Genomic DNA, 20130 nt, shown 5'->3' with positions numbered 1-20130 from the left:
GGCGCATTGCCATAGATACGGCGGCGGAGACGTGGCTGAGTGGTCGAAAGCGCTCCCCTGCTAAGGGAGTATACTGGCAACGGTATCGAGGGTTCGAATCCCTTCGTCTCCGCCATTCACTTCAAATGAATTCGACCAAGCGCATCATTATAAATTCAGTAAAAAAAGAGCTGACACTAAGTGCCAGCCCAAGAAGGTGCAATATACCGCGAGGTTTACTGCTGAGTGTTGAGCCATGTTTCTATTGTTTTTACATAGGCTTGCGGCAACACATGCCCGCTGTCGAAACTTTTGTTGGTGATTGTTGAACCCGCTGCGATTAGCTCAGCGTTTTGTTTGTCGGTGGAATACTCATCATTTTCTGCGGTAATAAGAAGCCAGGGTGCTTTCACATCAGCAGCAAAATTGATGGGAGATACTTCAGGCACATTTCTTACCGCTGGCGGTACCATTGTGACCAAATGTGTGACTCTTTTATCCTGAGAGGCCAACAGTGTGCCCATTTGTGCGCCCATACTATAGCCCATAACCACGACCTTTTCTGTGCCTTTGAAGTTCTTCAGCATCTTATCCAGCAGATACTGGTAATCCTTCACTGTGTTGTTGATCATGTTTTGGTAAGCTTGACTGTTGCCTTGGCGAGCTGCTTTCACCAATGCCATTGGTTTGTCGCCACTGCGGCGAGCGCCGTGCCTGCGGGCATCAAGAGCAAGCACACGGTACCCTCGGTCAATAAGCATTTCAGTGACATCGTCACCGTACATCATATTATCTTCAGCAAGCCAATAGAGGCTTGAACCCATCAAGCCGTGCATAAGCACTGCAAGCGGGGCATCTCTTTTGGTGTCTTTAGATTGGTAGATAAAGCCGGTAATGCGGTTTCCATCAGGCGCATCATACCCCAGTTGCTGCACATAGGTTTGTGCTGAAGCAGTTAAACTGCCGACCAGAATAGCGGTAGCTGCCACGAAAGTTTTGAAAAGTGCTGTCGTCATTTTTTTGTCTCCTTATGGAGACTGTTTAACAAGCGCTATGTCAAACCACTGTCAAATGCCGTTAGCTTTTTCTTTCCATCTTAACGTGGCGATGGTTCCGTTTGTTTCACCGGCTTGAATATTGAAATCAAGGCTGAAATGATCGCTTAATCTTTTCACGAGACTAAGGCCAACACCGAACCCTTCCACACGTTTATCTACACGGCCAAAACCAATTCCTGTATCGATTATTGTCATTGAGTTATGGTTTACGGTAACTTGCACGCTGCCTTTTTCTGTATAGGAAAGAGCGTTTCTAAGAAGATTTCCTACCATTACAAGCGCGACCGGTTCAGGTGCAGGGATTATGCTGCCTTTTTCACCTTCCAGGTTTAGCGTAACAGGGCGATTTCCTGTTAGGTAAGAATAGCTGGTTGTTAATGTTTCACATGCGGAATAAATATTACAAATTTCTTCTGTTGAAGCATCTCTACCTAACCATAGAATACCCTCAGTGAGCATTTGCATATCCTGTACCGCGGCTTTCAAACGGATAAAGGCCTTGGTCTTTTCAGAAGTTTCTTCGAGAATTTCAAGGGCGCCAAGTGCTACGGCAAGAGGTGTGCGTAGTTCGTGGCTGGCGTCTCGGTTGAACTGCTGTTCACGTTTAAGAAGTTCCTCAATTCTCGCATTTCTGTTAGTAATTGCATCGACCAGTGTATGGAGTTCTTTGGGCGCTGCATTTGAAATATCAAATTGTGTGGAAAGACTTTCACTGCCCAAAAGTGCTTCTGCCATTGTTTCGAGTGGCTTGGATACCTTCTTTGTAACCCGAACCATAAAGAACAAGGATATAAGCAGAATAACACCGCCCATTACCCCGATGATTACTAAATATGATTTAATATATGGTGTTGAGCGAACAAAAGGCCTTGCATTAAAAACCAGATAAAGCCTGTCACCATTTTCCAGAGTTCTTACGGCTGCATGAAAATGACCTCTTTCTTCACCGAAAATCTCAAGGTTTCGAGTTGTCCATTCCGGGTTTATCTGGCTTTTAAGCCAAGGCGGCAGGTTTTCCCATCCACGGTAGTAGTCCAGCTCATAGGCAGCTGTTTTGCCGAACTTAGCATCAGCAGTATCAATGTTTCCAATAAGTGCATCAGCGGCATTGTTAAGCTGAACGTCAAAAATCTGATCTTCAAGGTCAAAGCCAAACATAACAGCCATATAGGTGAAAACTGCAAAGCTGAAGAGGGCAGAGCTGATATAGCTTCTGAGCACTAAACTACGAACTTTTCGTTTGTTCTTCACCATATTATTTCTCTGCCTGAAGGGCATAGCCTTTGCCGCGGATCGTTTTTAACATCCCATCTTTGCCGATATCATTTAGCGCTTTTCGGAGGTTATATATGTGAGTTCTTAAGGCACCGGATTCCGGTGGTTCATCTTTCCAGAGCGCATAACTTATACTTTCGGTGGAGACAATTTCAGGTGCAGCATTTAAAAGCAGTTTCATAATAGTGCGCTCTTTTTCAACGATAGAAACTGTACGGTTTTCTTCAATAAGAAAAAGCCCTTCTTGATTAAGACTTATGCCCGCGAAAGATAGATCACGTTTCGCACGTACTTTGGGTCGGCGACCAAGTGCTTCAAGCCGCATTTTAAGCTCTCTGAGCGAAAAAGGTTTTACCAGATAATCATCGGCACCCACCGTGAAGCCGGCTTCTTTGTCATCAAGAGTATCACGGGCAGTGAGCATTAATATAGAGGCCTGAACCTCGGCTTCATTTCGGTAGGTGGCACATACTTCAAGGCCATCACAGCCAGGCAACATTAGATCAAGGACGATCACATCATATTCACCACCAAGAGCAAGCTCTAATCCTTGTGGACCACTATAGGCGAAATCGAGGTCGAAGTCGTTTTCCAGATATTCGGCAATGTTGGCTTGAAGATCCAGATTGTCTTCAACAATCAATATACGCATGAACCACCCTTTCGTTACTTTGAACAAAGCAGCATAGCAGTTGGTATGTCAATTGGATGTCAACTGACACCTTGTTTTCATTTCACCTTTATTTGACATTCATCTTGTTAGTTTTCCTCTGACAGCAGAGGAGATAGCAGTGATGCGAGATACAATAGAACTGAACAACATCAGTCATTATTTTGATACGGCCGCGGAGCGTATTGAGTTATTCGATAATCTGTCCCAAACCATTGGTACAGGGGAAATTTTAGCCATTGTTGGGCCATCAGGAGCCGGAAAATCCAGCCTTCTTTCCATTGCAGCAGGACTTGAAGACCCGGAAGAGGGTGAAGTGGTTTTCAATGTGGGTGGAACACCTATTGATAAAATGGCTATGCGCGCGAACTCGGGCTTTATTTTCCAACAGTTTCATCTGATGCCCGAGCTAGATGCAATTGGAAACCTTGCACTGCCCCTTCGTCTGAAAGGTAACAAGGATGCGTTTGATATTGCGGCGGACTGGCTTGGTAAAATTGGTCTTGAAAACCGAGCGGGCCATAAACCCCATCAGCTAAGTGGTGGCGAACAGCAGCGTATAGCAATGGCGCGCGCTTTCGTTAGTCGCCCGCGTTTTATTTTTGCAGATGAGCCAACCGGCAACCTTGATGCCCGTACATCAGAAACTGTGATTGATCTGATGTTCGGTTTCGCCCGGGAAACCGAGTGTGGCCTTGTGGTGGTAACACACAGTAACCGCTTAGCGGGCCTCGCGGATAAAAGCCTGAGGCTAGAGAATGGTGCGCTGGAGATGGCGGCATGAGCACGGTGAAATTGATATGGGATAACGCCCGGCATGACCTAAAGGCTGCGGACGGCAGGATTACGGTGCTGACGCAAACTGCGCTTTTGTTTTTCCTTCTGACTCTTACACTTGTGAGTGCCTCTATCCAAAATTATCTGAAGGCGAACTTGGATCAGATGCTGGGCTCTGATGTGGTTGTAGAAAGCCATGTGCCACTGGAAGATAGAGCACTTCAAACGTTGCGAAGTGAAACGCAGGGGCTTGCGAAGTCTGAGCTACTGAAAATTACGCTGAGTTTTGAAAAGCGGTGGGAACGTGTTCAGTTGAAACTTGTGGATAGTGCCTATCCAATTCAGGGGCAATTGATGATCGGTGTATCACCGGGTGCTGATCAGATGCCTGCAAAGCGTGGTCCCGATATTGGGGATATTTGGCTCGGGTCACGGTTGGCAACAAAACTTGGTGCTGGTGTTGGTGATCAGATTAAGATTGGTGGCGAAAATCTTCAGGTAGCGCAGATTTTATTCCATGAACCTGATCGGCTTATGGAGGGGCACAGCGTGGACCTTCGGGCTATGGTGCATATGGATAGCCTGGCATCGGGTGCTCTTGCCAGTAGTGGTCAGCGGTTTCGCTATATGATGATGGCAGATGAGGCACAGGCAGAAACTATTGAAACGTGGGCTAAGGATGCATTGCCGGGGGCAACTGTTTTAAAGAAGTATGGTGGCCAACACCCGCTCTCAGGGTTTTGGCGCCGCACGGAAAATTTCCTTGGGCTTGCTTCAGTTATTCTTTTTTTCATGGCGGCTGTCGCTATTGACATGACGAACCGCAGGTGGCTTGCAAACATGCGGTACCGTATTGCAGTTTATACCAGTTTTGGTACGCCGCTTGGAAAAAGCATGGCTATGGCAGGCGGGCAGTGGTTTACAGGATTTGCTCTTTCTACTGTAGGCGCATGTGTTTTCGCAGCTGTGGCTCAGGATTTGATTGTTGCCGAACTGCAAGCTTATTTCCCGGGATTGTCAGGTGGTCTTTACCCTGCGGCAATTATTAAAACGGTGGCGCTTGTCTTTATCCTGTTGCTGGCCCTTCAAATACCCACATTTAATCAGTTACGTGGTTCTTCTGTGCTTTCGTTGATTAGGAAAGCACCAGAAAACCGGTATCTGTTACAGCGGCTTTTCTGGGGTTTGGCGTCTGCCACACTTTTGGCTGCGGTATATTCAGATAATATGCTTCTAACTGCCATGACACTGGGGGCGGTGGCTGTTGCGCTCATATTCATGACATTCCTAAGTTGGCTTGTTCTTCGTCTGGGTGATTATTGGGGAAGCCGGAGAGCAGGTTTGTTGCCATTTGCTTTCTTCATGATGAGGCAGCGTATTTTCTCCAAGTCTGCACAGATTCTGGGGCTTGGCCTATGTGGTTTGCTGTTACTGTTTTCCTTAATGCTTATGCGTGATTTCAGTGCAATGATCGAAACCAATAGCCGTGTGGAAGAAGGTAATTTGATTATCTCAGAAGCGCAGGAAAAGCATGTGGGGGCTATTCACGATTGGTCTGAAAAAACCGGCAGTACGGTCAAACAACTTAGACCGTTTTTGTCAGCCAAACTTGTGCAGGTGAACGGTGTGCTTCTCAATGATTACATGAAGAAGCCGAGCGATTCACTGGCGACACTGCAGGAACCTATTCGACTGAGCTGGGCCGATGAAATTCCTGAAAATAATCGCCATATTGATGGTAATCGCTGGGAAGTTGGCACAGAAGATTGGCAACAAATTTCCGCTGAACCTGAAGTGATGACCGATATGGGTTTCAAATTTGGTGATAAGTTGACGTACCAGATTGGTGGTGAAACATATACTTTCACTCTAGTGGCAAGCCATGCTTATAAACCAGGTGGTAGCTTCATCACCTTTTGGTTCCAGGTACCAATTTCAGCAAGAGAACAGATCAAGGCAGATACTTATTATATGGGAAGTATGAACCTGCCGGAACAGGCATGGGGTCAACTTGCAAGCCTTTGGGAAGCAAACCCAACACTTGCTCTTCTTCCGCTTAAGGAAATGATGCAACGTCTTGAGAAAACACTGGGTATCGTGACCAAAGTAACATCAGGTTATGCGGCTATGGTGCTGGTGCTTTCACTGTTTGTTGTTGCAGCTTCTGTGAGCGGTTTTAAGGCAGATGATCAGCAGAAAAATGGCCTTCTTATGAGTATGGGTTTGAAGGAAAAAGATTGCCTGTGGCTGAATTTCTATGATTGGGGTGTAACAGCCCTTATCGCAGCGGCTGGTGCCATTGTTGGTACATGGATGGCTGGTATTCTGATTTATGAGGATCAGTTTGGGCTTTTCTATAACCCTGATCCGATTTGGGTAATTGGCACTATCAGCCTGATGGTGAGCACCGTTTGCTTGATTGGTTATCTGGCCTGTCGGCAGAGCTTGAAAGTTTCTGTCCGAGACTTACTCGCCGGTTAACTATTAGACGATTAAGCCCAGTGAATATTCACTGGGCTTTTTTGCTTTTAAGAGCAGAGAGACAGGGTTTGTTTAATAAGCTGTTTATCTGAAAAAGGTGCTTCAAGTACCGCGTTGATGCCGCAATCCTCTAGCTCGTGCCGAATGGTTTTTGATACAGGCGGACTGATAAGGATTATTGGGATATTGCAGTGTGGTTCACCAACAGCACGTACCTTAAGGATAAATTCCAGTTCGTTTTGCCCCACTTTATTGGTGATCAGGTAAACCGCCTTATAGTCGCGTTCGGTGCATAAGCGGTAACAAAGTTCCCCGGAACATGTGTGTAAATAAAAATAAGCGCTGTTTTTGATAACACTGATAGGTGTTGCGTGAGGTGTATTGTCTTCGAGAGAAAGCATCAAGAATTTCCACTCGGTAAATTCTGATAAATCCCAGGATGACAACATAAACTGTAAATGATCAGGAATCATTTGATTAACCTAAAAACTGATAAATGAATAATGTTGTAACAGGCTAAAGCTGAGGTATTGCTCGCAAGATTGCAGTTGCGGAGAGCTTGAGTAGCCGATCTTTTTCAATATCTTCTACAACAAGGGATAGCGGCAGTTGATCACCAGTTGGTTGATCGAGCATTGTCTCTGCATAGGCTGTAAAGATTAGGCGAGGAAAACGTTTGTGTTCTTTCATGGCTTTCATGAGAACGGAACGTCTTAAACGCGTTATGTTATTGAATGTCAGCTTTAATCTGACGGGAAAGTCGTGACAGATAAGAGCGCCATTTTTTTCCGCTAAATTGTAAAAGCCATTGGACTCCGCCCAAATTGCACATGCTTCCAGAAAACTGGTTTTTTGGTGCTCAATTGACAGGCTTTGTGGACTGTATTTCTTCTGATAGGCATCGACGCTTTCATATAACATGTCGTAACTCGTGGGTTAGAAATGGGAAGAAGTAGCATCTGCGGCCTGCCTGTTAGCCTTTGATGTACCAAACGAACGTGCGCATGAACCAATAGCATCTTGAAACACGTTGATAACTTCTGATTTGCTGAGAGCATGCAGTTGCGGGTCTCGGGCTATTAAACCGTGTGCGAGTACCAGCGGATGATGCTTGGATTGATTTGCGTGAGCAATAATTGACCGTTGAAGCGTTTCACAGGATGTGAAGAGCTTTCTAATGTCATTTACTGTGCACTTGCAGATAGTTGAAGCCTGAGAAAAATCTATCTGGTATGGACCGCGCCTTTCCTGTTGGCACCAGTCTGCGCATGTTTTGATAATGCGCTGTTTTGTGATCTTTAACATATTTATGTCCCCAACCTTCGATCAATGCAGGTAAGGGTAGAGTGCGAGTGCTTAGGTGTCGTGTTTCAATTTGTGTCAGAATGTATCAAGTTTATAGGGAAGCGAATATGATGACAGGGGAGAGAAACAAAGAAGCGGTGCTTATCCCTAGCGCCAACCCCTTTAACCAATTTTCTCCTCGCAAGATGTTTTTACACTGACGTTTGTATCCGTTTTCTTTTGGAGGTGATGAGGCTTCTGGCAAATATTTCAGTAGCGGCATCGTAAACTTATACCTAAGCATTTTAAAAATATCATAGGTCAGCCATATTGATATGAAGAGGGCTAAAGTTCCGCAGAGCGAGATAAGTTCATGGGAGGTTGAACAAAGAATAGCGAGTAGGCCTAATAGGAACAGCTTGTTGCCGATAATAAAGCCTTGCGATGCAGTGGAAAGTAGTTTGGTAGATTTCCAGCAGTCCTTACAGCTGTATATTTCTTTGACAGCTTTAAGGCTTGCACTGTATCCCTTTCTCTCCATACAACCACCACAATATGGGCAGTGCCGTAATTTGATAGATTGTTGCCTCATAACCATTCAAATAAATTGCTGCTATCAATTTCGTTAAAGAATATTGATTTGTGCATGTTCGTCTAATACTGCTTAATCAGGATTGTCCCAGGGGACTGACAAACTATAGGTAAAATATCAATTTAAGAATGTACTAAGATGTATCAATTTGTACTGCACCCCTGTGCAACCAAATCGTCTACACCTATAATTTGTTATCAGGCAGGCATTTTGATTGGGCATATGAACTATTAAGTTCGAGAAAAATTATTAACTTATTGTATTGAGTATACTACTGAATTTTGATGGAGCTTGAATGTCAAGTGTGTCGCATATTCTGATCGTTGATGACGAACCTGAGATCAGAGAATCCCTATCTTATTATTTAGGAAACAATGGCTTTAAGGTCTCGAGCGCTGCAGATGAAAAGCAGGCGCTGGACGTGATCGCACAAGAGCATATTGATTTGGTCATTTTGGATATTGTTCTGGGGCAAGATGACGGCATTAGCATTTGCCGTACGCTCAGGCAAAGCCACTCTCTGCCGATTATGTTCTTGTCTGGCAAAGCTGAAGATACAGAAAAGGTTGTTGGTCTTGAGGTCGGTGCAGACGACTATATGATCAAGCCATTTAACCCTAGAGAGCTGCTTGCTAGAGTGAAGGCAATATTACGTCGTACTCAGCAAATATCTGTTGAAACACCAAAGCAGAATTCCAAGAAATATCGTTTTGGTGATTTTGTGCTGGATGCTATTGATCAGCAAATCTCAACGGAGGCAGGTGATGCCATTCAGTTAAGCTCTGGAGAGACGAGACTGCTTCTTGTGTTTATGGAAAATCCACAAACAGTCTTGAGCAGGGATTTCCTCCTAGAAGCCACTCAAGGGCGTATGGCAAATATGTTTGAACGAAGCATCGATAACTATGTGGCACGGCTTCGAAAGAAGATTGAGGAAAACCCCAAGAAGCCTCAAATTTTGAAGACTTATTGGGGTGGTGGCTATTTGCTCAATTGTGCGGTTTCACCGCTTTAAGAGGCTTCCGCCTGCATAAAGGTATCCAGCAGTTCTTTTACTTTCTTTGGTGAGAAAGGTTTGCTGAGTACAGGGCAGTTCGCGGTTGATAGAAAACGCTGTGCAAATTGAGATAATTCATCACCGGTCATAAAGACTGTTTTGTCGCTAAGATGCGGATAATCAGAGCACACTTTTTCATAAAGTTGAGGGCCGTCCATTTCAGGCATTCTTAAATCACTGATGATCAAGTCGATATGTTCGTTTGCCAAGACTTCTAAAGCTTTTTGACCATTGGGTGCGGAGCTTACATCATGATTTTGGCTTTTGAGTATCTGGCCTAAAGCATCCAGAATCTCTTCTTCATCATCAACGATAAGAATGCGGCAATCAGCACAATCTACCTCGGTCTCTGTTTCCGCGGCATCAGCGTAGTTTTTGGTCCAGGCAGGGAGATAGAGCCTGAAGTGCGCCCCTTTCGGAGATGGCATAAGGTCAATCTTGCCATCATGTGCCTCCACAATGCTGCGGACGATGAATAACCCAAGCCCCGTGCCTGTGCCAACTTCCTTTGTAGTAAAGAAGGGGTCAAACACTTTACTGCGTATGTTTGCAGGTACACCGGGGCCACTATCAACGATATCCACTTTGATAATATTGTTTACCTCATCATATGAGCAGGTGATGGATAGAAGCTTCTGCCGCACCTGAGAGGACATAGCGTGTAGCGCATTCAGGAGTAAGTTAAAGAATACCTGATAGAACTGGTTATAGTTCCCTTTAATTGCCGGTAAATCTGGTGCGATATGAAGAGATATATCAACGTCATTTTGCCGGAAACTATAACCGGAAATATCAATTGCTTCCTTCATACATTTTTCAAGATCGAATGGTGCAGAATCACCGTAATCTTTGCGGGCTACGTTCAAGAAAGATCGGACAATTTTAGAACAGCGTTCCACTGCATCTTCAATCTTTTGCATACGCTCTGTAACAGCTGGGTCGTTTACTGCATCAGCCACGATGTGGGTGTTGGTCATAATGACTGTAAGAGGGTTATTAAGTTCGTGGGCCACGCCCGCCACGAGTGTACCCAAAGCATTGACTTTTTCACTTTGGAACAAAGCTTCACGCTGTTCCTTTAACTGACTTTCCAGACGTTTCTGATCCGATAAGTCGATGAAGCTCATCACAATAGCGGCTTTACCATCAAACACACTTTCCTGCGTGGAAAAGAGCACAGGGAATGTTTGATTGTCAGCATTCATGAATTCTGTTTCTTGCAGCACTTGTTTGGAAGCTGCTTCTCTGGATAACAAATGATGTTTTTGTATGAAGTTGGAAAACGCCGACCCGGTCCCTTTTATATTGCTGCCTAGAAGCTTTTCAGCAGCTTCACTGGCGAACAACACAGTTTCTTTTTTCTTATCAAACACAAGAACCGGGAAAGGTTGGCCGTGCAGAATGCTTTTCAGTGTTTTTGTGGAACGATTAAGAGCTGTAACATCACGGGCCGTGAGAATGTGAACGCCTGAACGAAGGAGACCGCAATCCATTAGAAAGGCGCGGCCATCATTCAATTCAAATTCAATAGTTGTCTTATTTTGTAAGCCTTCCCAAAGGGCTTTTATGATTTCTTTACCTTCTTCAATCTTCTTGCCGTTCACACCGTAGACAAGGCGGGGCTGCAATTGGTCCATGATTTCTGCAATGCTTCGACCAACCAATTGGTTTTTAGGCATATCGAGTACATCTACGAAGGCTTGGTTACAGGTCATAAGCTGGAAATGGCCATTATCAATGGCAATTAAATCAGGAACGGCCTCAATTGCATCTTGAAGAACATGCCAACCTTTTTCCGCCTCCGCCTGGAATGCATCCGCTTCTTTTTTAGCATGCCCTTTCACTTGCTTTGCCAAGTCAGATGCAATGACGCCAACCATAAAGACGCCCATGCCTATGTATACAACGGGCAGGGTGGTAAAGAGGAGCGTTTGGAACAACGCAGAAAGCTTTGGATCTGGCGTGCCGCCCTGAAGGGCAGCAACGACACCGAGAGACGCTTCGGTTATCATCATAATCAGCGAGAGAATGATAGCACCCCATTCAAGGGCTGTTTTGTTCTCTGAAGATCGACAGAGGACAAAGGCAGTAAGGAGTGCGGCGGCAGATGCATAGAACGGAACAATGGCTTGACTCACGCCGATATGCGGGAAAATCGACCAACTCACATAAACCCCAAACTCCAGGACCACTGTCATACCAACGAGGTAGAGGGGGTTAATGTTAAATTTGCCTCGGAGAAAATACCCCCATAGCCCGCTGCTGGTCATGGAAAGTGTTAGGAAATTAACAATGAGCCAATAATAAGCTCCCGGATTAAACCATTGTATTGAGGCTGCGAGTGTTATTCCCCACTGAATGAAACCAATTAGAAACGTAACAGCCCAAACCAGAGCATGAGGAGGTTTATTAAAGGTACGCCATGCAGCATAAAATAAAATGGAAAACAGAAGGCTCGTTATAATCAGTGTCGATATAAGGATTGTTATGCTGTCAGCCATTTAATTCATACTCCACGCTAAACTCTATCCCCCGTGTGTACCCAATTATCATCTGCGTATTTTTGATAATCAGTTGCACATTATCTCTACGAAACTGTAACCAAAACTCAAATATTGTATTAATTTGTATTACGAAAATATGGGATGTTAGAGTTCAACATCGGCAAGCCCATGGTTCGTGGCACGAATATTCAAATTTTACGAAATTTGTAGAAAAACTGAGACATTTTAATACATTTAATCGCTTGAGATTTAAACCCAATTCGCCGCAATTTAGCACCCGACAGTCATGACGATTATTCGTGCCCCCATAGCATGGTTTTCTGAAAGACCGTTATGCGTTCATTGAGGATACTCCGGTGAATGCATTATCAATGTAACTGAGTGATACCCCAAAAACTCAGATCGCATAGCTGGTGCTTTACGTGGAATGGGTACGCGTAAATTACAAACCGCGTATTGCACCAGCGCACTATTATTTATCGTAGTTGTCTTGGCGTAAGTACAAATTGGTACAAATTCTAATTGGATAAATGCTATTTTAACGCGGTATAAATAGCCCAGCTGCTAAGGCTGTTTACCATTAGAAAGCCACTCAACATAGGGCTCCATGTCACAAAAATTGTGAATTGGAGCCCTTTTTTTTGTGAAGCATTAATCGGGCTGATTGTTATTTGGAAACAGTATGTTGCGCTAACTTTATTGTATGATCTAGTAATTTTCGATCAGAAGGATCCCCATGACTTGGAACTATAAGACGAGCATTTGGAAAGCGGTTTGCAATAGTTTCAACTGAAGTCGACCAGGCTTTGATATCGGCAGTTGCGGTGTTGCCGAGAGAATGAGAATTCTCGGGCCTTATCAGACAGCCGCCGAAGAGTATATTGGCTGTTGGCAAGGCTACTACGATGTTATCACGAGTATGCCCTCCGCCAGGATAAAATATTTTAATGCCATCGAAGGCCGGATGTGCTGCAACAGCATCACCATTTGAGAGAATTTGGAGATTATATTCTGCAGGCGTTAAATCTTCGTTCGGAGCGAACTGATTTGAAAGTGGGTGTGCAAAAGTTTTAGCACCCCAGTCAATAACGGCTTGTACACCTCCCATTTTGTCATCATGGGCATGAGTGAAAACGGCTGCGGTCACGGTAGTCTCAAGTTCTTCATGTACCCAATTTAGAATATGTTGGGTCTGAGTATTATTCCAGCCAGTATCTATAAGAAGGGCGCCTTCTTTAGTCAGAACTATCAGGCCGTTTGATCGAACTTTACCCCAATTTTTTGTCTTATGGTATGTGGTATGCATCCATATATTTTCTGCCAATTTCGTATAAAGAATGCCTTTGTGCTCTGTTGGTTCTGCAGCTGCGGGTATGTAAAAAAGCGACAGGATAAAAAATATAACTAATCGTTTCATAAAGCGGGCTTTCTGAGGTTCTTGCAGAAAGCATAAAATATAGGGAATGTGGTAAAGGTAGGGCGCAGCTGTTTAGTTTGTTGAATTGATGTTCGGCAGGATATGAGAAAACCTATTTCTGAAATTATTGAGTGTTAACAACTTCAAGAAGGTGGCTTGGGCACTCACGGCAATCTGAACTACCAAACCCCTTAATTGGAACCCTGAAAGCTTCTGAAGTTAAGAGTGTTGAAGTAAGGCTGCATTCACTGCCGCCAGGAAGGCAAAGGCATTTAACAGTTTCTGCTTGAGTTGTCAGGTGATCAATATGCCAATGGATTTTTTTGTCTTTTGAAAGGTGGCGTGTCACACGTGCTTTTATACCGCCAGAACCATTTGCACTGCCTGCATATATATAACGGCCTTTTTCCAACAGGTGATTGCCAAGAGTTTTGTGATTGAGCTCAAATGATCTCTGTAAAGTAAGTAGAAGTATGTAACTCCCCTTTTCTTGAGGGGCTTCATCTACAGTTTTCCAATCTAGCCAGTAGGAAGGCTTTGAAGGGATACTCAATATCTTTTCAATAAAGGCTTCCATGCTGAGATTTATAGCATGTTGAAAAGAGAAGGTAATAAAAAAAGCGGCTGATTAAGCCGCTTTTCTCTAAATCTGTTATTCAAGTCTTTCTTGAACTTCCGGCCAGTTTTCATCACCGCGTTTGATAAGGCCCGGGATATCTTTCTCCCATTTTTTACCAATTGATTTATCGTAGTTTACATAAAGCTTGTTATCGACAATCTTCCAAACTTTCGGACTGCCAGGTGCAGGGCTGCCGTGTGCCACTGCCCATGCGCAATAACCACCATACTGAGGAGCGTATTTTTCAGGGTCGGCTTTAAAAAGATCTCTGTTTTCAGCAGAAACGAAAAGCCATTTTGCGCCTTTATATTCTGCCACGAATTCTTTTTTACCTTTAGTGGCTTTGCCCACTGTAAAGTAAGCAACTGTATCATAACCGTTTAAGGCATGTTTCCATGAACCACCAAACAGGCCTGGTTTAGATAGGTTGATTTCACCATCTGCATAAGCTGCAAGTGAAAAACTGAATAATACAGCCACTAATGTAAGTATTTTTTTCATATCTGATTTTCCCGCAAATTAGATCATGTTCGCTTAGTAAACTAATCTTTAGATGGATGACATAACAGAAACATTTGCGTGTGTGGCATGTTATTAAACGATTAATTGACAACGCTTTTTCGCTCGGGGCGGCGTATCGGCCATTGGAAAAAAGCCAATGCTGTACAAATTATATGTGTCCCCAAAATCATTTCTGTTGCAACCAATTGTTTGATTGCAAAGGAGAAATCACGGGTTAGTTAATCTATTGTTTACGAAATAATGCGATATAGATAGCAACGTGGGGGCGAGTAAACGGAGCTGTATTCAGTTTTGGTATTAACTCGTGTGGAGTCGGACTGTGTTCGATATTTTGAAAAAACGTTCTGGCGCAGCAACTAATGAAGCTGAAGCCGTTCTCAAAGCGATTTCTCTTTCTCAGGCAATGATCGAATTTACGCCGGATGGCAGAATTCTCACTGCAAATGCTTTGTTCGAAAAAGCTATGGGCTATAGCCTTGCTGAGATTAAAGGCCAGCATCACAGTATGTTTGTGGATGCGGATTATAAAGCTTCTCAGGAATATAAAGACTTCTGGAAACACCTTGCCTCGGGCAAAGATCATTCTGCTATTTTTAAGCGCTATGCAAAGGGTGGCAGAGAGATTTGGCTTCGTGCAATTTATGTTCCTGTATTCACAGCTACGGGGCGCGTGGAAAAGGTTGTGAAGTGCGCGACGGATGTTACTGAATATTATACTGGCAACATCGATTCCTCTGGGAAAATTGATGCTCTTAATAAAGCACAGGCTGTTATTGAGTTTACCCTTGATGGAACCATCATAACTGCCAATAACAACTTTCAGGCTGCGACTGGTTACAGCCTTGCTGAAATTCAAGGTCAGCATCACAGCATGTTTGTAGGCGAAGAATATAAGCATACTGCTGAATATGCTGATTTCTGGCGTGCACTGGGTAGCGGTGAATTCAAAAGTGGTGAGTTCAAACGCTATGCAAAGGGTGGGAGAGAAATATGGCTGCAGGCAACCTATAACCCCATTCTTGATGAAAGTGGCAAGCCGGTAAAAGTGGTGAAGTTTGCTTCTGATATTACAGCGCAGAAGCTGAAAAATGCAGATTATGAAGGCAAGCTCGCAGCTCTTGATAAAGCACAAGCGATTATTGAGTTTGAATTAGACGGCACCATCATTACGGCCAATGAAAATTTCACCAATGCTGTTGGGTATTCGCTTGATGAGATCATTGGTCAGCATCACCGTATTTTTGTTGAGGCGTCAGAACGAGAATCTGAGGCTTATAAGAATTTCTGGCAAGCTTTAGGTAGTGGCGAATATCAGGCTGGTGAATACCGCCGGGTTAACAAAGCTGGGCAGGAGTTGTGGTTGCAGGCAATTTATAACCCGATTTTTGACCCTGATGGTAAGCCGTTCAAAGTGGTGAAGTTTGCCACTGATATTACCGATATGATAAAAACGCGGACAGAGCGCGCACAAATCAGTGCCATGGTTGATGAAAACATGGAGCAAATTTTAGGATCTGTTTCTGACGCTAATACACAGGCAGGTTCAGCGGTCGCAGCGTCCCAGCAAACCGAAACGACTGTACAGACAGTGGCTTCAGCTGCTGAAGAATTGAGTTCTTCCTTCCAGGCGATTGCTGAAAGTGTTTCTTACGCGCGGGTTGCCGTTGATAAAACGTTTGGTGAGGCGGAATCTGTTGGTGCTTCCACCACGCAGCTTAGTGATGCAGCTGAAGCGATGAATAAGATTGTAACGCTCATTGAAGATATCGCCGCTCAGATTAACCTTCTTGCTTTGAATGCTACGATCGAGTCTGCTCGGGCCGGTGAAGCAGGTAAAGGCTTTGCTGTTGTAGCATCCGAAGTGAAAAATCTGGCGAACCAGGTGGGGGATGCAACCAACCAGATTTCTGATGAAATCGAGCGTATGCAGACGGTTTCTTCTGATGTTGTGGGGCGTCTAACTGCCATTAAAGGTGCGGTAAGTGAAGTGCAGGAAAGTGTGACAGGTATTTCTGGTGCTGTTGATGAACAAAACAGTGTAACCCGTGAAATCTCCACAAGCATGCAAACAGCCGCGGGCGCTGTGGCGGAGATTAATCAGAGTTTGAATATTCTTTCAAACAATGTGGAAACCGCGAACCGCTATGCCAAGCAGGGCATTGATATGTACCGCAGTATGAATTAATCACTGCTATATAGGATTTGAAAAGGGAGCTTTAGCTCCCTTTTTTGTTGCTGTTTCCTCAAAGGCAGGAAAACAGTGGTAAGCCCATCGTTTACAGCCTAAGTTTCCTGTAAGAGTAATAATCGAAGGCGGTGAACATTTGTTCCCGAGAATTTGTGGCATCAATTTTTGAAATCCAGTCTGTAACAAAATCCTTCGGTAAATTTGCCGCGATCAAAGATGTGTCGCTAGACCTGCCTGAGGGTAAAGTGACCAGTCTTATCGGGCCTTCGGGGTGTGGGAAGTCAACGCTCTTAAAATTGATGTTGGGGCTTGAACAAGCGGATCAAGGCTGTGTGAGATTTCGCGGCAGTGAGGTTTGTGATCTTGACCTTGAAAAGTTTCGACAAAAAATAGGGTATGTGATCCAGACTGGCGGTTTGTTCCCACATTATACAGCACGGGAAAATATCATCTTAATGGCTCAATATCTCGGTTGGCGGATCAACGAGATTGATATGCGTCTTGAAGAGTTAATTAACCTGACCAGTTTTCCTGTGGGCGGATTGGATAAATTCCCCGGTGAGCTTTCTGGAGGGCAGAGGCAACGGGTAGCGCTTATGAGAGCGCTTATGCTTAAACCCGATGTTCTGTTCCTTGATGAGCCTCTCGGTGCTCTTGATACGATCATTCGGCATGATCTACAGACAGATTTGAAGCAGATATTTTCTAAACTGAACATGACCGTTGTGCTGGTAACCCATGATATGGCGGAGGCCGTATATCTTGCAGATCATCTTGTTCTTATATCTGACGGGGGTATCGTTCAGCAGGGAGAACTTGCTGATATGGTACACAGGCCCGCTGATCCATTTGTAACGCGGTTTTTGACGGCTCAACGTCATGTCAACGATATGCTGGAGCAGGCGAAATGATTAGATTTTGGCTCAGTATAGTGCTGTTTCTTTCGTCATTTAGTGCAGTTTACGGAAAAGATGAATTGGTAACGGCTTCAAAGACTTTTACCGAAAGTGCGATCCTCGGCGAAATGTTGGCGCAAGTTGCAGCAACGAGTGGACAGGAAACCAGACATTGGGCGGAGCTGGGCGGAACGCGCGTTATATGGGAAGCTCTGCTGGCAGGTGAGGTGGATGTATATGTTGATTATACAGGCACTCTTACTAAGGAAATACTGGCGCTGGAGGAGCCGGTTTCTTTCTCAGAATTGCAAACCATCCTTGCAGATAAATACGGGGTAGGGCTCTCGGCTCCGCTCGGTTTTTCTAATTCCTATGGTATCGGCATTAGAAAGGCATATGCCCTAGAGCATAGCCTGTCCAAGATTTCTGATCTAAAAAAAGTGCCAGATATGAAAATGGGCTATAGCCCCCCCTTCATGAAACGCAATGATGGATGGCAGGAGTTGCGCCGACGTTATGGTCTAAACCAGGAACCAACGGGCTTAGATCATGATCTGGCTCTTGCTGCACTAGATAGTGGTCAGATTGATGCAACAGATATCTATACCACTGATGCAGAGATTGCTTTTTATGGATTAACGGTACTGGAAGATGATTTGGAATTCTTTCCCGATTATTCTGCCGTTATCCTTTACCGTAAAAGCCTTGAGCAGGAAGCCCCAAATGCGCTTCGGGCAATGTTAGCTCTTGAAGATAAAATTACTGCCGAACAGATGCAGGCGCTCAATAAAGCTGCGAAAATAGATCAGATATCAACTGCAGAGGTCTCAGCAAGTTTTCTTAAGGAAGCTCTGAATGTTTCTGTTCAGGTGGAGAAAAAAACAATCTGGTCCGAGATCATACGTCATACGGGCGATCATCTTACTTTAGTGGGGCTGTCTCTTCTGTCAGCTATTATAGTGGCTTTACCACTTGGTATATGGGCTGCAAAATCCCCTAAGCTTGCGTATATTATCGTGCCAGCGGTTTCTATTGTGCAAACAATACCATCCTTAGCACTTTTTGTTTTCCTAATCCCCTTGTTGGGTATTGGCTTTGCCCCCGCGTTCTTCGCCCTGTTTATATATAGTCTGCTGCCAATTGTAAGAAATACTCACGCGGGCCTTTCAGCTATTCCGAGGGATATAATTCAATCTGCTGATGCTTTAGGGTTGCCAGCTAAGGCAAGGCTTCGGCTGGTTGAACTACCTATTGCGCTGCCTTCCATATTAGCTGGGATTAAAACATCTGCTGTTATTAATGTAGGCACAGCTACACTCGGCGCACTTATCGGCGCAGGGGGATATGGGCAGCCCATTATTTCGGGGATTCGTTTAGCGGATACTGAATTGATTTTAAGTGGCGCCGTACCAGCGGCACTTATGGCGCTCATTATTCAATATGGTTTTGATGTGCTGGAAAGCAGGTATACTTCAAAAGGATTAAAGCTTTAAGCTGCGAATTCTTTAGTGAGCAGATCCAGAACCTGTTGGCGCGCACGCTTGTAAATTGATTTACCTTGCGTATCCACATCATGAGAAATTGCTGTTTGTAGTTCAACCATCTTTGCAAAGAAGGGTGAGCTTTCACGGTCTGTTAGGATACTGCTAAGTTCTGTGCCTTCAAAATAATTAAGGTACACAGTTGCAAGCATTTCTGTCCATTCAGCTTTGTTGGAAAGCTGAGCGCGCTTGATAGCTGTAACGACTTTGGCTTTTACAGCTTCAAATCCGATACGATCGATAGCGTCAGTCACTTGTGCAGATGTTTTCACGTCATTTAGAAGCAGGAGTGAGAGATTTTTATCAATGCCGGCATATTCGATAAAGCGAATTGCTGTTTCTTGTTGTGACCGTTCAAGACCGAAGGAATATGGTGAAACAGTTTCAGCAGGGCGTTTAACACTTTTCGGTGCAGCTGCAAACAAAGCACCACTTGCAGGTGCTGCGAAGGCAGAAACTGATACTGCAGAAATAGCCAACATGCTTATCGCAATGCGTTTAATTCTAACTGTAAAATCAAGTGTCATATTACGGTCTACAAAATAAGTAATTTAATGCTCTGAGCACTAGCTAGACCGAAAAATTATGCATTTCAGCTTTTTTTTGCTACTGTCATAAAAAATTCACATGGGAATATCCGAATCAGTTCAATTTTGATTAAGTTATTGATTTCACTAGCTTCGATTTGTAACAAAAACTGAAAAAAAATTTATCCTTTCCTTTCAATCCCTTAAATATTGCATGGTACATATAAATCTTTTCTGTTACATATAACTGTAACAAAAGTGTTGATAATAGTAAGATTGCCGAAAGGGAATATAATGAAAATGAAAACGATCGGTACCATCCTAAGTGTTACAATTCTGTCAGCTACTGCAATGGCTTCTGACGCAGGATTCGTACAAGATAATAAAGCAGACACAAATGATTATGCCGCCAAAGAACTGAAAGCGCAGGACTGGTCTAGCGCTGAAACAGCTCTTCTTGGTAAAAGTTTTGCTAAAGAAGACGATGTCTTCGCAAAACTTAACCTGGCTTTCGTATACAGCACAACAGGCCGTCAGACGGAAGCAGTAGCAATGTACAAGGAAATCCTTAACGGAAAGGAAAATCCTTATGCGCTTCTTCGTAGCGGTAAAACAAACCGTGTGAAAACAATTGCAAAAAGAGCACTTCGTCGTCTAGGTGAGCAAGGCTAGTATTAAAACCAGTTTCCTCATTTCAAGGAAGTTTGCTAAAGAAGGTGCGCATTGGTTGCGCGCCTTTTTTA

Annotated in this window: 19 protein-coding genes and 1 tRNA gene; 8 read left to right on the top strand and 12 right to left on the bottom strand. The window is 44.1% G+C overall.

Going from position 1 to position 20130, the window contains the following annotated elements; genetic code table 11:
• Positions 1–25: 25 nt before the first annotated feature.
• Positions 26–115 (top strand) — tRNA-Ser (locus KFE96_RS16135).
• 100 nt (positions 116–215) lie between these two features.
• On the opposite strand, the gene KFE96_RS16130 is transcribed toward KFE96_RS16135, so the two are convergent.
• Genes KFE96_RS16130 through KFE96_RS16120 form a run of 3 tightly spaced genes read right to left on the bottom strand, consistent with a single transcriptional unit; the run spans position 216 to position 2964 of the window.
• Positions 216–995 carry a S9 family peptidase gene (locus KFE96_RS16130; RefSeq protein ID WP_255833567.1) on the bottom strand — a complete coding sequence of 260 codons (780 nt, stop codon included), beginning with the start codon at positions 993–995 and terminating at the stop codon, positions 216–218.
• Between the two features lie 51 nt (positions 996–1046).
• Entirely contained in the window at positions 1047–2291 is a 1245-nt protein-coding gene (locus KFE96_RS16125) for a HAMP domain-containing sensor histidine kinase (protein WP_255833566.1), read from the bottom strand.
• 1 nt (position 2292) lies between these two features.
• On the bottom strand, positions 2293–2964 hold the full coding sequence (locus KFE96_RS16120) for a response regulator transcription factor (RefSeq protein WP_255833565.1): 672 nt from the start codon (positions 2962–2964) through the stop codon (positions 2293–2295).
• 142 nt (positions 2965–3106) lie between these two features.
• Between KFE96_RS16120 and KFE96_RS16115 the strand changes: the two genes are divergently transcribed.
• Together KFE96_RS16115 and KFE96_RS16110 are read left to right on the top strand one after the other, a co-directional pair.
• Positions 3107–3766: an ABC transporter ATP-binding protein gene (locus tag KFE96_RS16115; protein WP_255835611.1), complete on the top strand. Its 660-nt coding sequence runs from the start codon at positions 3107–3109 to the stop codon at positions 3764–3766.
• Positions 3763–6240, top strand: a complete 2478-nt coding sequence (locus tag KFE96_RS16110; RefSeq protein ID WP_255833564.1) for an ABC transporter permease — start codon at positions 3763–3765, stop codon at positions 6238–6240. Before KFE96_RS16115 ends, KFE96_RS16110 begins: the two co-directional genes overlap by 4 nt.
• Before the next feature lie 47 nt (positions 6241–6287).
• Here the strand turns inward: KFE96_RS16110 and KFE96_RS16105 are convergent, their stop codons facing one another.
• The 4 genes from KFE96_RS16105 to KFE96_RS16090 all read right to left on the bottom strand — a co-directional run bounded on the left by KFE96_RS16105 (position 6288) and on the right by KFE96_RS16090 (position 8065).
• Positions 6288–6713, bottom strand: a complete 426-nt coding sequence (locus tag KFE96_RS16105) for a hypothetical protein (protein WP_255833563.1) — start codon at positions 6711–6713, stop codon at positions 6288–6290.
• 43 nt (positions 6714–6756) lie between these two features.
• Positions 6757–7161, bottom strand: coding sequence for a hypothetical protein (locus KFE96_RS16100; protein WP_255833562.1), 405 nt, complete (start codon positions 7159–7161; stop codon positions 6757–6759).
• A gap of 15 nt (positions 7162–7176) precedes the next feature.
• The gene (locus KFE96_RS16095; protein WP_255833561.1) at positions 7177–7545 is read right to left on the bottom strand and encodes a hypothetical protein; all 369 of its coding nucleotides are present in this window, start codon (positions 7543–7545) and stop codon (positions 7177–7179) included.
• A 91-nt stretch (positions 7546–7636) separates the two neighbouring features.
• On the bottom strand, positions 7637–8065 hold the full coding sequence (locus KFE96_RS16090; RefSeq protein ID WP_255833560.1) for a hypothetical protein: 429 nt from the start codon (positions 8063–8065) through the stop codon (positions 7637–7639).
• A gap of 346 nt (positions 8066–8411) precedes the next feature.
• On the opposite strand from KFE96_RS16090, the gene KFE96_RS16085 reads away from it, so the two are divergent.
• Positions 8412–9131 (top strand): response regulator, encoded by a 720-nt coding sequence (locus KFE96_RS16085; RefSeq protein WP_255833559.1) that lies wholly within the window; start codon positions 8412–8414, stop codon positions 9129–9131.
• Here KFE96_RS16085 and KFE96_RS16080 read toward each other — a convergent pair.
• From KFE96_RS16080 to KFE96_RS16065, 4 genes are all read right to left on the bottom strand, one after another.
• Positions 9128–11674 carry a response regulator gene (locus tag KFE96_RS16080; RefSeq protein WP_255833558.1) on the bottom strand — a complete coding sequence of 849 codons (2547 nt, stop codon included), beginning with the start codon at positions 11672–11674 and terminating at the stop codon, positions 9128–9130. The two genes, KFE96_RS16085 and KFE96_RS16080, sit on opposite strands and share 4 nt — an antisense overlap.
• A gap of 670 nt (positions 11675–12344) precedes the next feature.
• Positions 12345–13094 (bottom strand): subclass B1 metallo-beta-lactamase, encoded by a 750-nt coding sequence (gene bla, locus KFE96_RS16075; RefSeq protein ID WP_255833557.1) that lies wholly within the window; start codon positions 13092–13094, stop codon positions 12345–12347.
• Positions 13095–13218: 124 nt separating this feature from the next.
• Positions 13219–13671, bottom strand: a complete 453-nt coding sequence (locus KFE96_RS16070) for a DUF123 domain-containing protein (protein ID WP_255833556.1) — start codon at positions 13669–13671, stop codon at positions 13219–13221.
• A gap of 75 nt (positions 13672–13746) precedes the next feature.
• Positions 13747–14214 carry a YHS domain-containing (seleno)protein gene (locus KFE96_RS16065; RefSeq protein ID WP_247016947.1) on the bottom strand — a complete coding sequence of 156 codons (468 nt, stop codon included), beginning with the start codon at positions 14212–14214 and terminating at the stop codon, positions 13747–13749.
• 340 nt (positions 14215–14554) lie between these two features.
• Between KFE96_RS16065 and KFE96_RS16060 the strand changes: the two genes are divergently transcribed.
• The 3 genes from KFE96_RS16060 to KFE96_RS16050 all read left to right on the top strand — a co-directional run bounded on the left by KFE96_RS16060 (position 14555) and on the right by KFE96_RS16050 (position 18812).
• Positions 14555–16420 carry a PAS domain-containing methyl-accepting chemotaxis protein gene (locus KFE96_RS16060; RefSeq protein WP_255833555.1) on the top strand — a complete coding sequence of 622 codons (1866 nt, stop codon included), beginning with the start codon at positions 14555–14557 and terminating at the stop codon, positions 16418–16420.
• A 164-nt stretch (positions 16421–16584) separates the two neighbouring features.
• Complete coding sequence (locus KFE96_RS16055; protein ID WP_370650600.1) at positions 16585–17334, top strand: ATP-binding cassette domain-containing protein; 750 nt, start codon at positions 16585–16587, stop codon at positions 17332–17334.
• Positions 17331–18812: a glycine betaine ABC transporter substrate-binding protein gene (locus KFE96_RS16050; protein ID WP_255833552.1), complete on the top strand. Its 1482-nt coding sequence runs from the start codon at positions 17331–17333 to the stop codon at positions 18810–18812. The genes KFE96_RS16055 and KFE96_RS16050 overlap by 4 nt, the downstream gene beginning before the upstream one ends.
• On the opposite strand, the gene KFE96_RS16045 is transcribed toward KFE96_RS16050, so the two are convergent.
• Positions 18809–19387, bottom strand: a complete 579-nt coding sequence (locus tag KFE96_RS16045) for a hypothetical protein (protein ID WP_255833550.1) — start codon at positions 19385–19387, stop codon at positions 18809–18811. The genes KFE96_RS16050 and KFE96_RS16045 overlap by 4 nt on opposite strands.
• Before the next feature lie 294 nt (positions 19388–19681).
• On the opposite strand from KFE96_RS16045, the gene KFE96_RS16040 reads away from it, so the two are divergent.
• A complete protein-coding gene (locus tag KFE96_RS16040; RefSeq protein WP_255833549.1) occupies positions 19682–20059 on the top strand; it encodes a hypothetical protein in 378 nt (125 codons plus the stop codon).
• Positions 20060–20130 lie beyond the last annotated feature (71 nt).

The sequence above is a fragment of the Kordiimonas sp. SCSIO 12603 genome (genome assembly GCF_024398035.1).
Classification (GTDB): Bacteria; Pseudomonadota; Alphaproteobacteria; order Sphingomonadales; family Kordiimonadaceae; genus Kordiimonas.
The sequence above is the reverse complement of the archived record's forward strand: the minus strand, read 5'-3'. Positions and strand labels throughout refer to the sequence as shown.

Excerpts from the sequence above, each read along its gene's own strand:
- bla (WP_255833557.1), bottom strand. The coding sequence starts at position 13,094 with ATGAAACGATTAGTTATATTTTTTATCCTGTCGCTTTTTTACATACCC.
- KFE96_RS16040 (WP_255833549.1), top strand. The coding sequence starts at position 19,682 with ATGAAAATGAAAACGATCGGTACCATCCTAAGTGTTACAATTCTGTCA.
- KFE96_RS16125 (WP_255833566.1), bottom strand. The coding sequence starts at position 2,291 with ATGGTGAAGAACAAACGAAAAGTTCGTAGTTTAGTGCTCAGAAGCTAT.
- KFE96_RS16045 (WP_255833550.1), bottom strand. The coding sequence starts at position 19,387 with ATGACACTTGATTTTACAGTTAGAATTAAACGCATTGCGATAAGCATG.
- KFE96_RS16120 (WP_255833565.1), bottom strand. The coding sequence starts at position 2,964 with ATGCGTATATTGATTGTTGAAGACAATCTGGATCTTCAAGCCAACATT.
- KFE96_RS16090 (WP_255833560.1), bottom strand. The coding sequence starts at position 8,065 with ATGGAGAGAAAGGGATACAGTGCAAGCCTTAAAGCTGTCAAAGAAATA.
- KFE96_RS16130 (WP_255833567.1), bottom strand. The coding sequence starts at position 995 with ATGACGACAGCACTTTTCAAAACTTTCGTGGCAGCTACCGCTATTCTG.
- KFE96_RS16050 (WP_255833552.1), top strand. The coding sequence starts at position 17,331 with ATGATTAGATTTTGGCTCAGTATAGTGCTGTTTCTTTCGTCATTTAGT.
- KFE96_RS16065 (WP_247016947.1), bottom strand. The coding sequence starts at position 14,214 with ATGAAAAAAATACTTACATTAGTGGCTGTATTATTCAGTTTTTCACTT.
- KFE96_RS16110 (WP_255833564.1), top strand. The coding sequence starts at position 3,763 with ATGAGCACGGTGAAATTGATATGGGATAACGCCCGGCATGACCTAAAG.
- KFE96_RS16100 (WP_255833562.1), bottom strand. The coding sequence starts at position 7,161 with ATGTTATATGAAAGCGTCGATGCCTATCAGAAGAAATACAGTCCACAA.
- KFE96_RS16085 (WP_255833559.1), top strand. The coding sequence starts at position 8,412 with ATGTCAAGTGTGTCGCATATTCTGATCGTTGATGACGAACCTGAGATC.
- KFE96_RS16080 (WP_255833558.1), bottom strand. The coding sequence starts at position 11,674 with ATGGCTGACAGCATAACAATCCTTATATCGACACTGATTATAACGAGC.
- KFE96_RS16105 (WP_255833563.1), bottom strand. The coding sequence starts at position 6,713 with ATGATTCCTGATCATTTACAGTTTATGTTGTCATCCTGGGATTTATCA.
- KFE96_RS16095 (WP_255833561.1), bottom strand. The coding sequence starts at position 7,545 with ATGTTAAAGATCACAAAACAGCGCATTATCAAAACATGCGCAGACTGG.
- KFE96_RS16115 (WP_255835611.1), top strand. The coding sequence starts at position 3,107 with ATGCGAGATACAATAGAACTGAACAACATCAGTCATTATTTTGATACG.
- KFE96_RS16070 (WP_255833556.1), bottom strand. The coding sequence starts at position 13,671 with ATGGAAGCCTTTATTGAAAAGATATTGAGTATCCCTTCAAAGCCTTCC.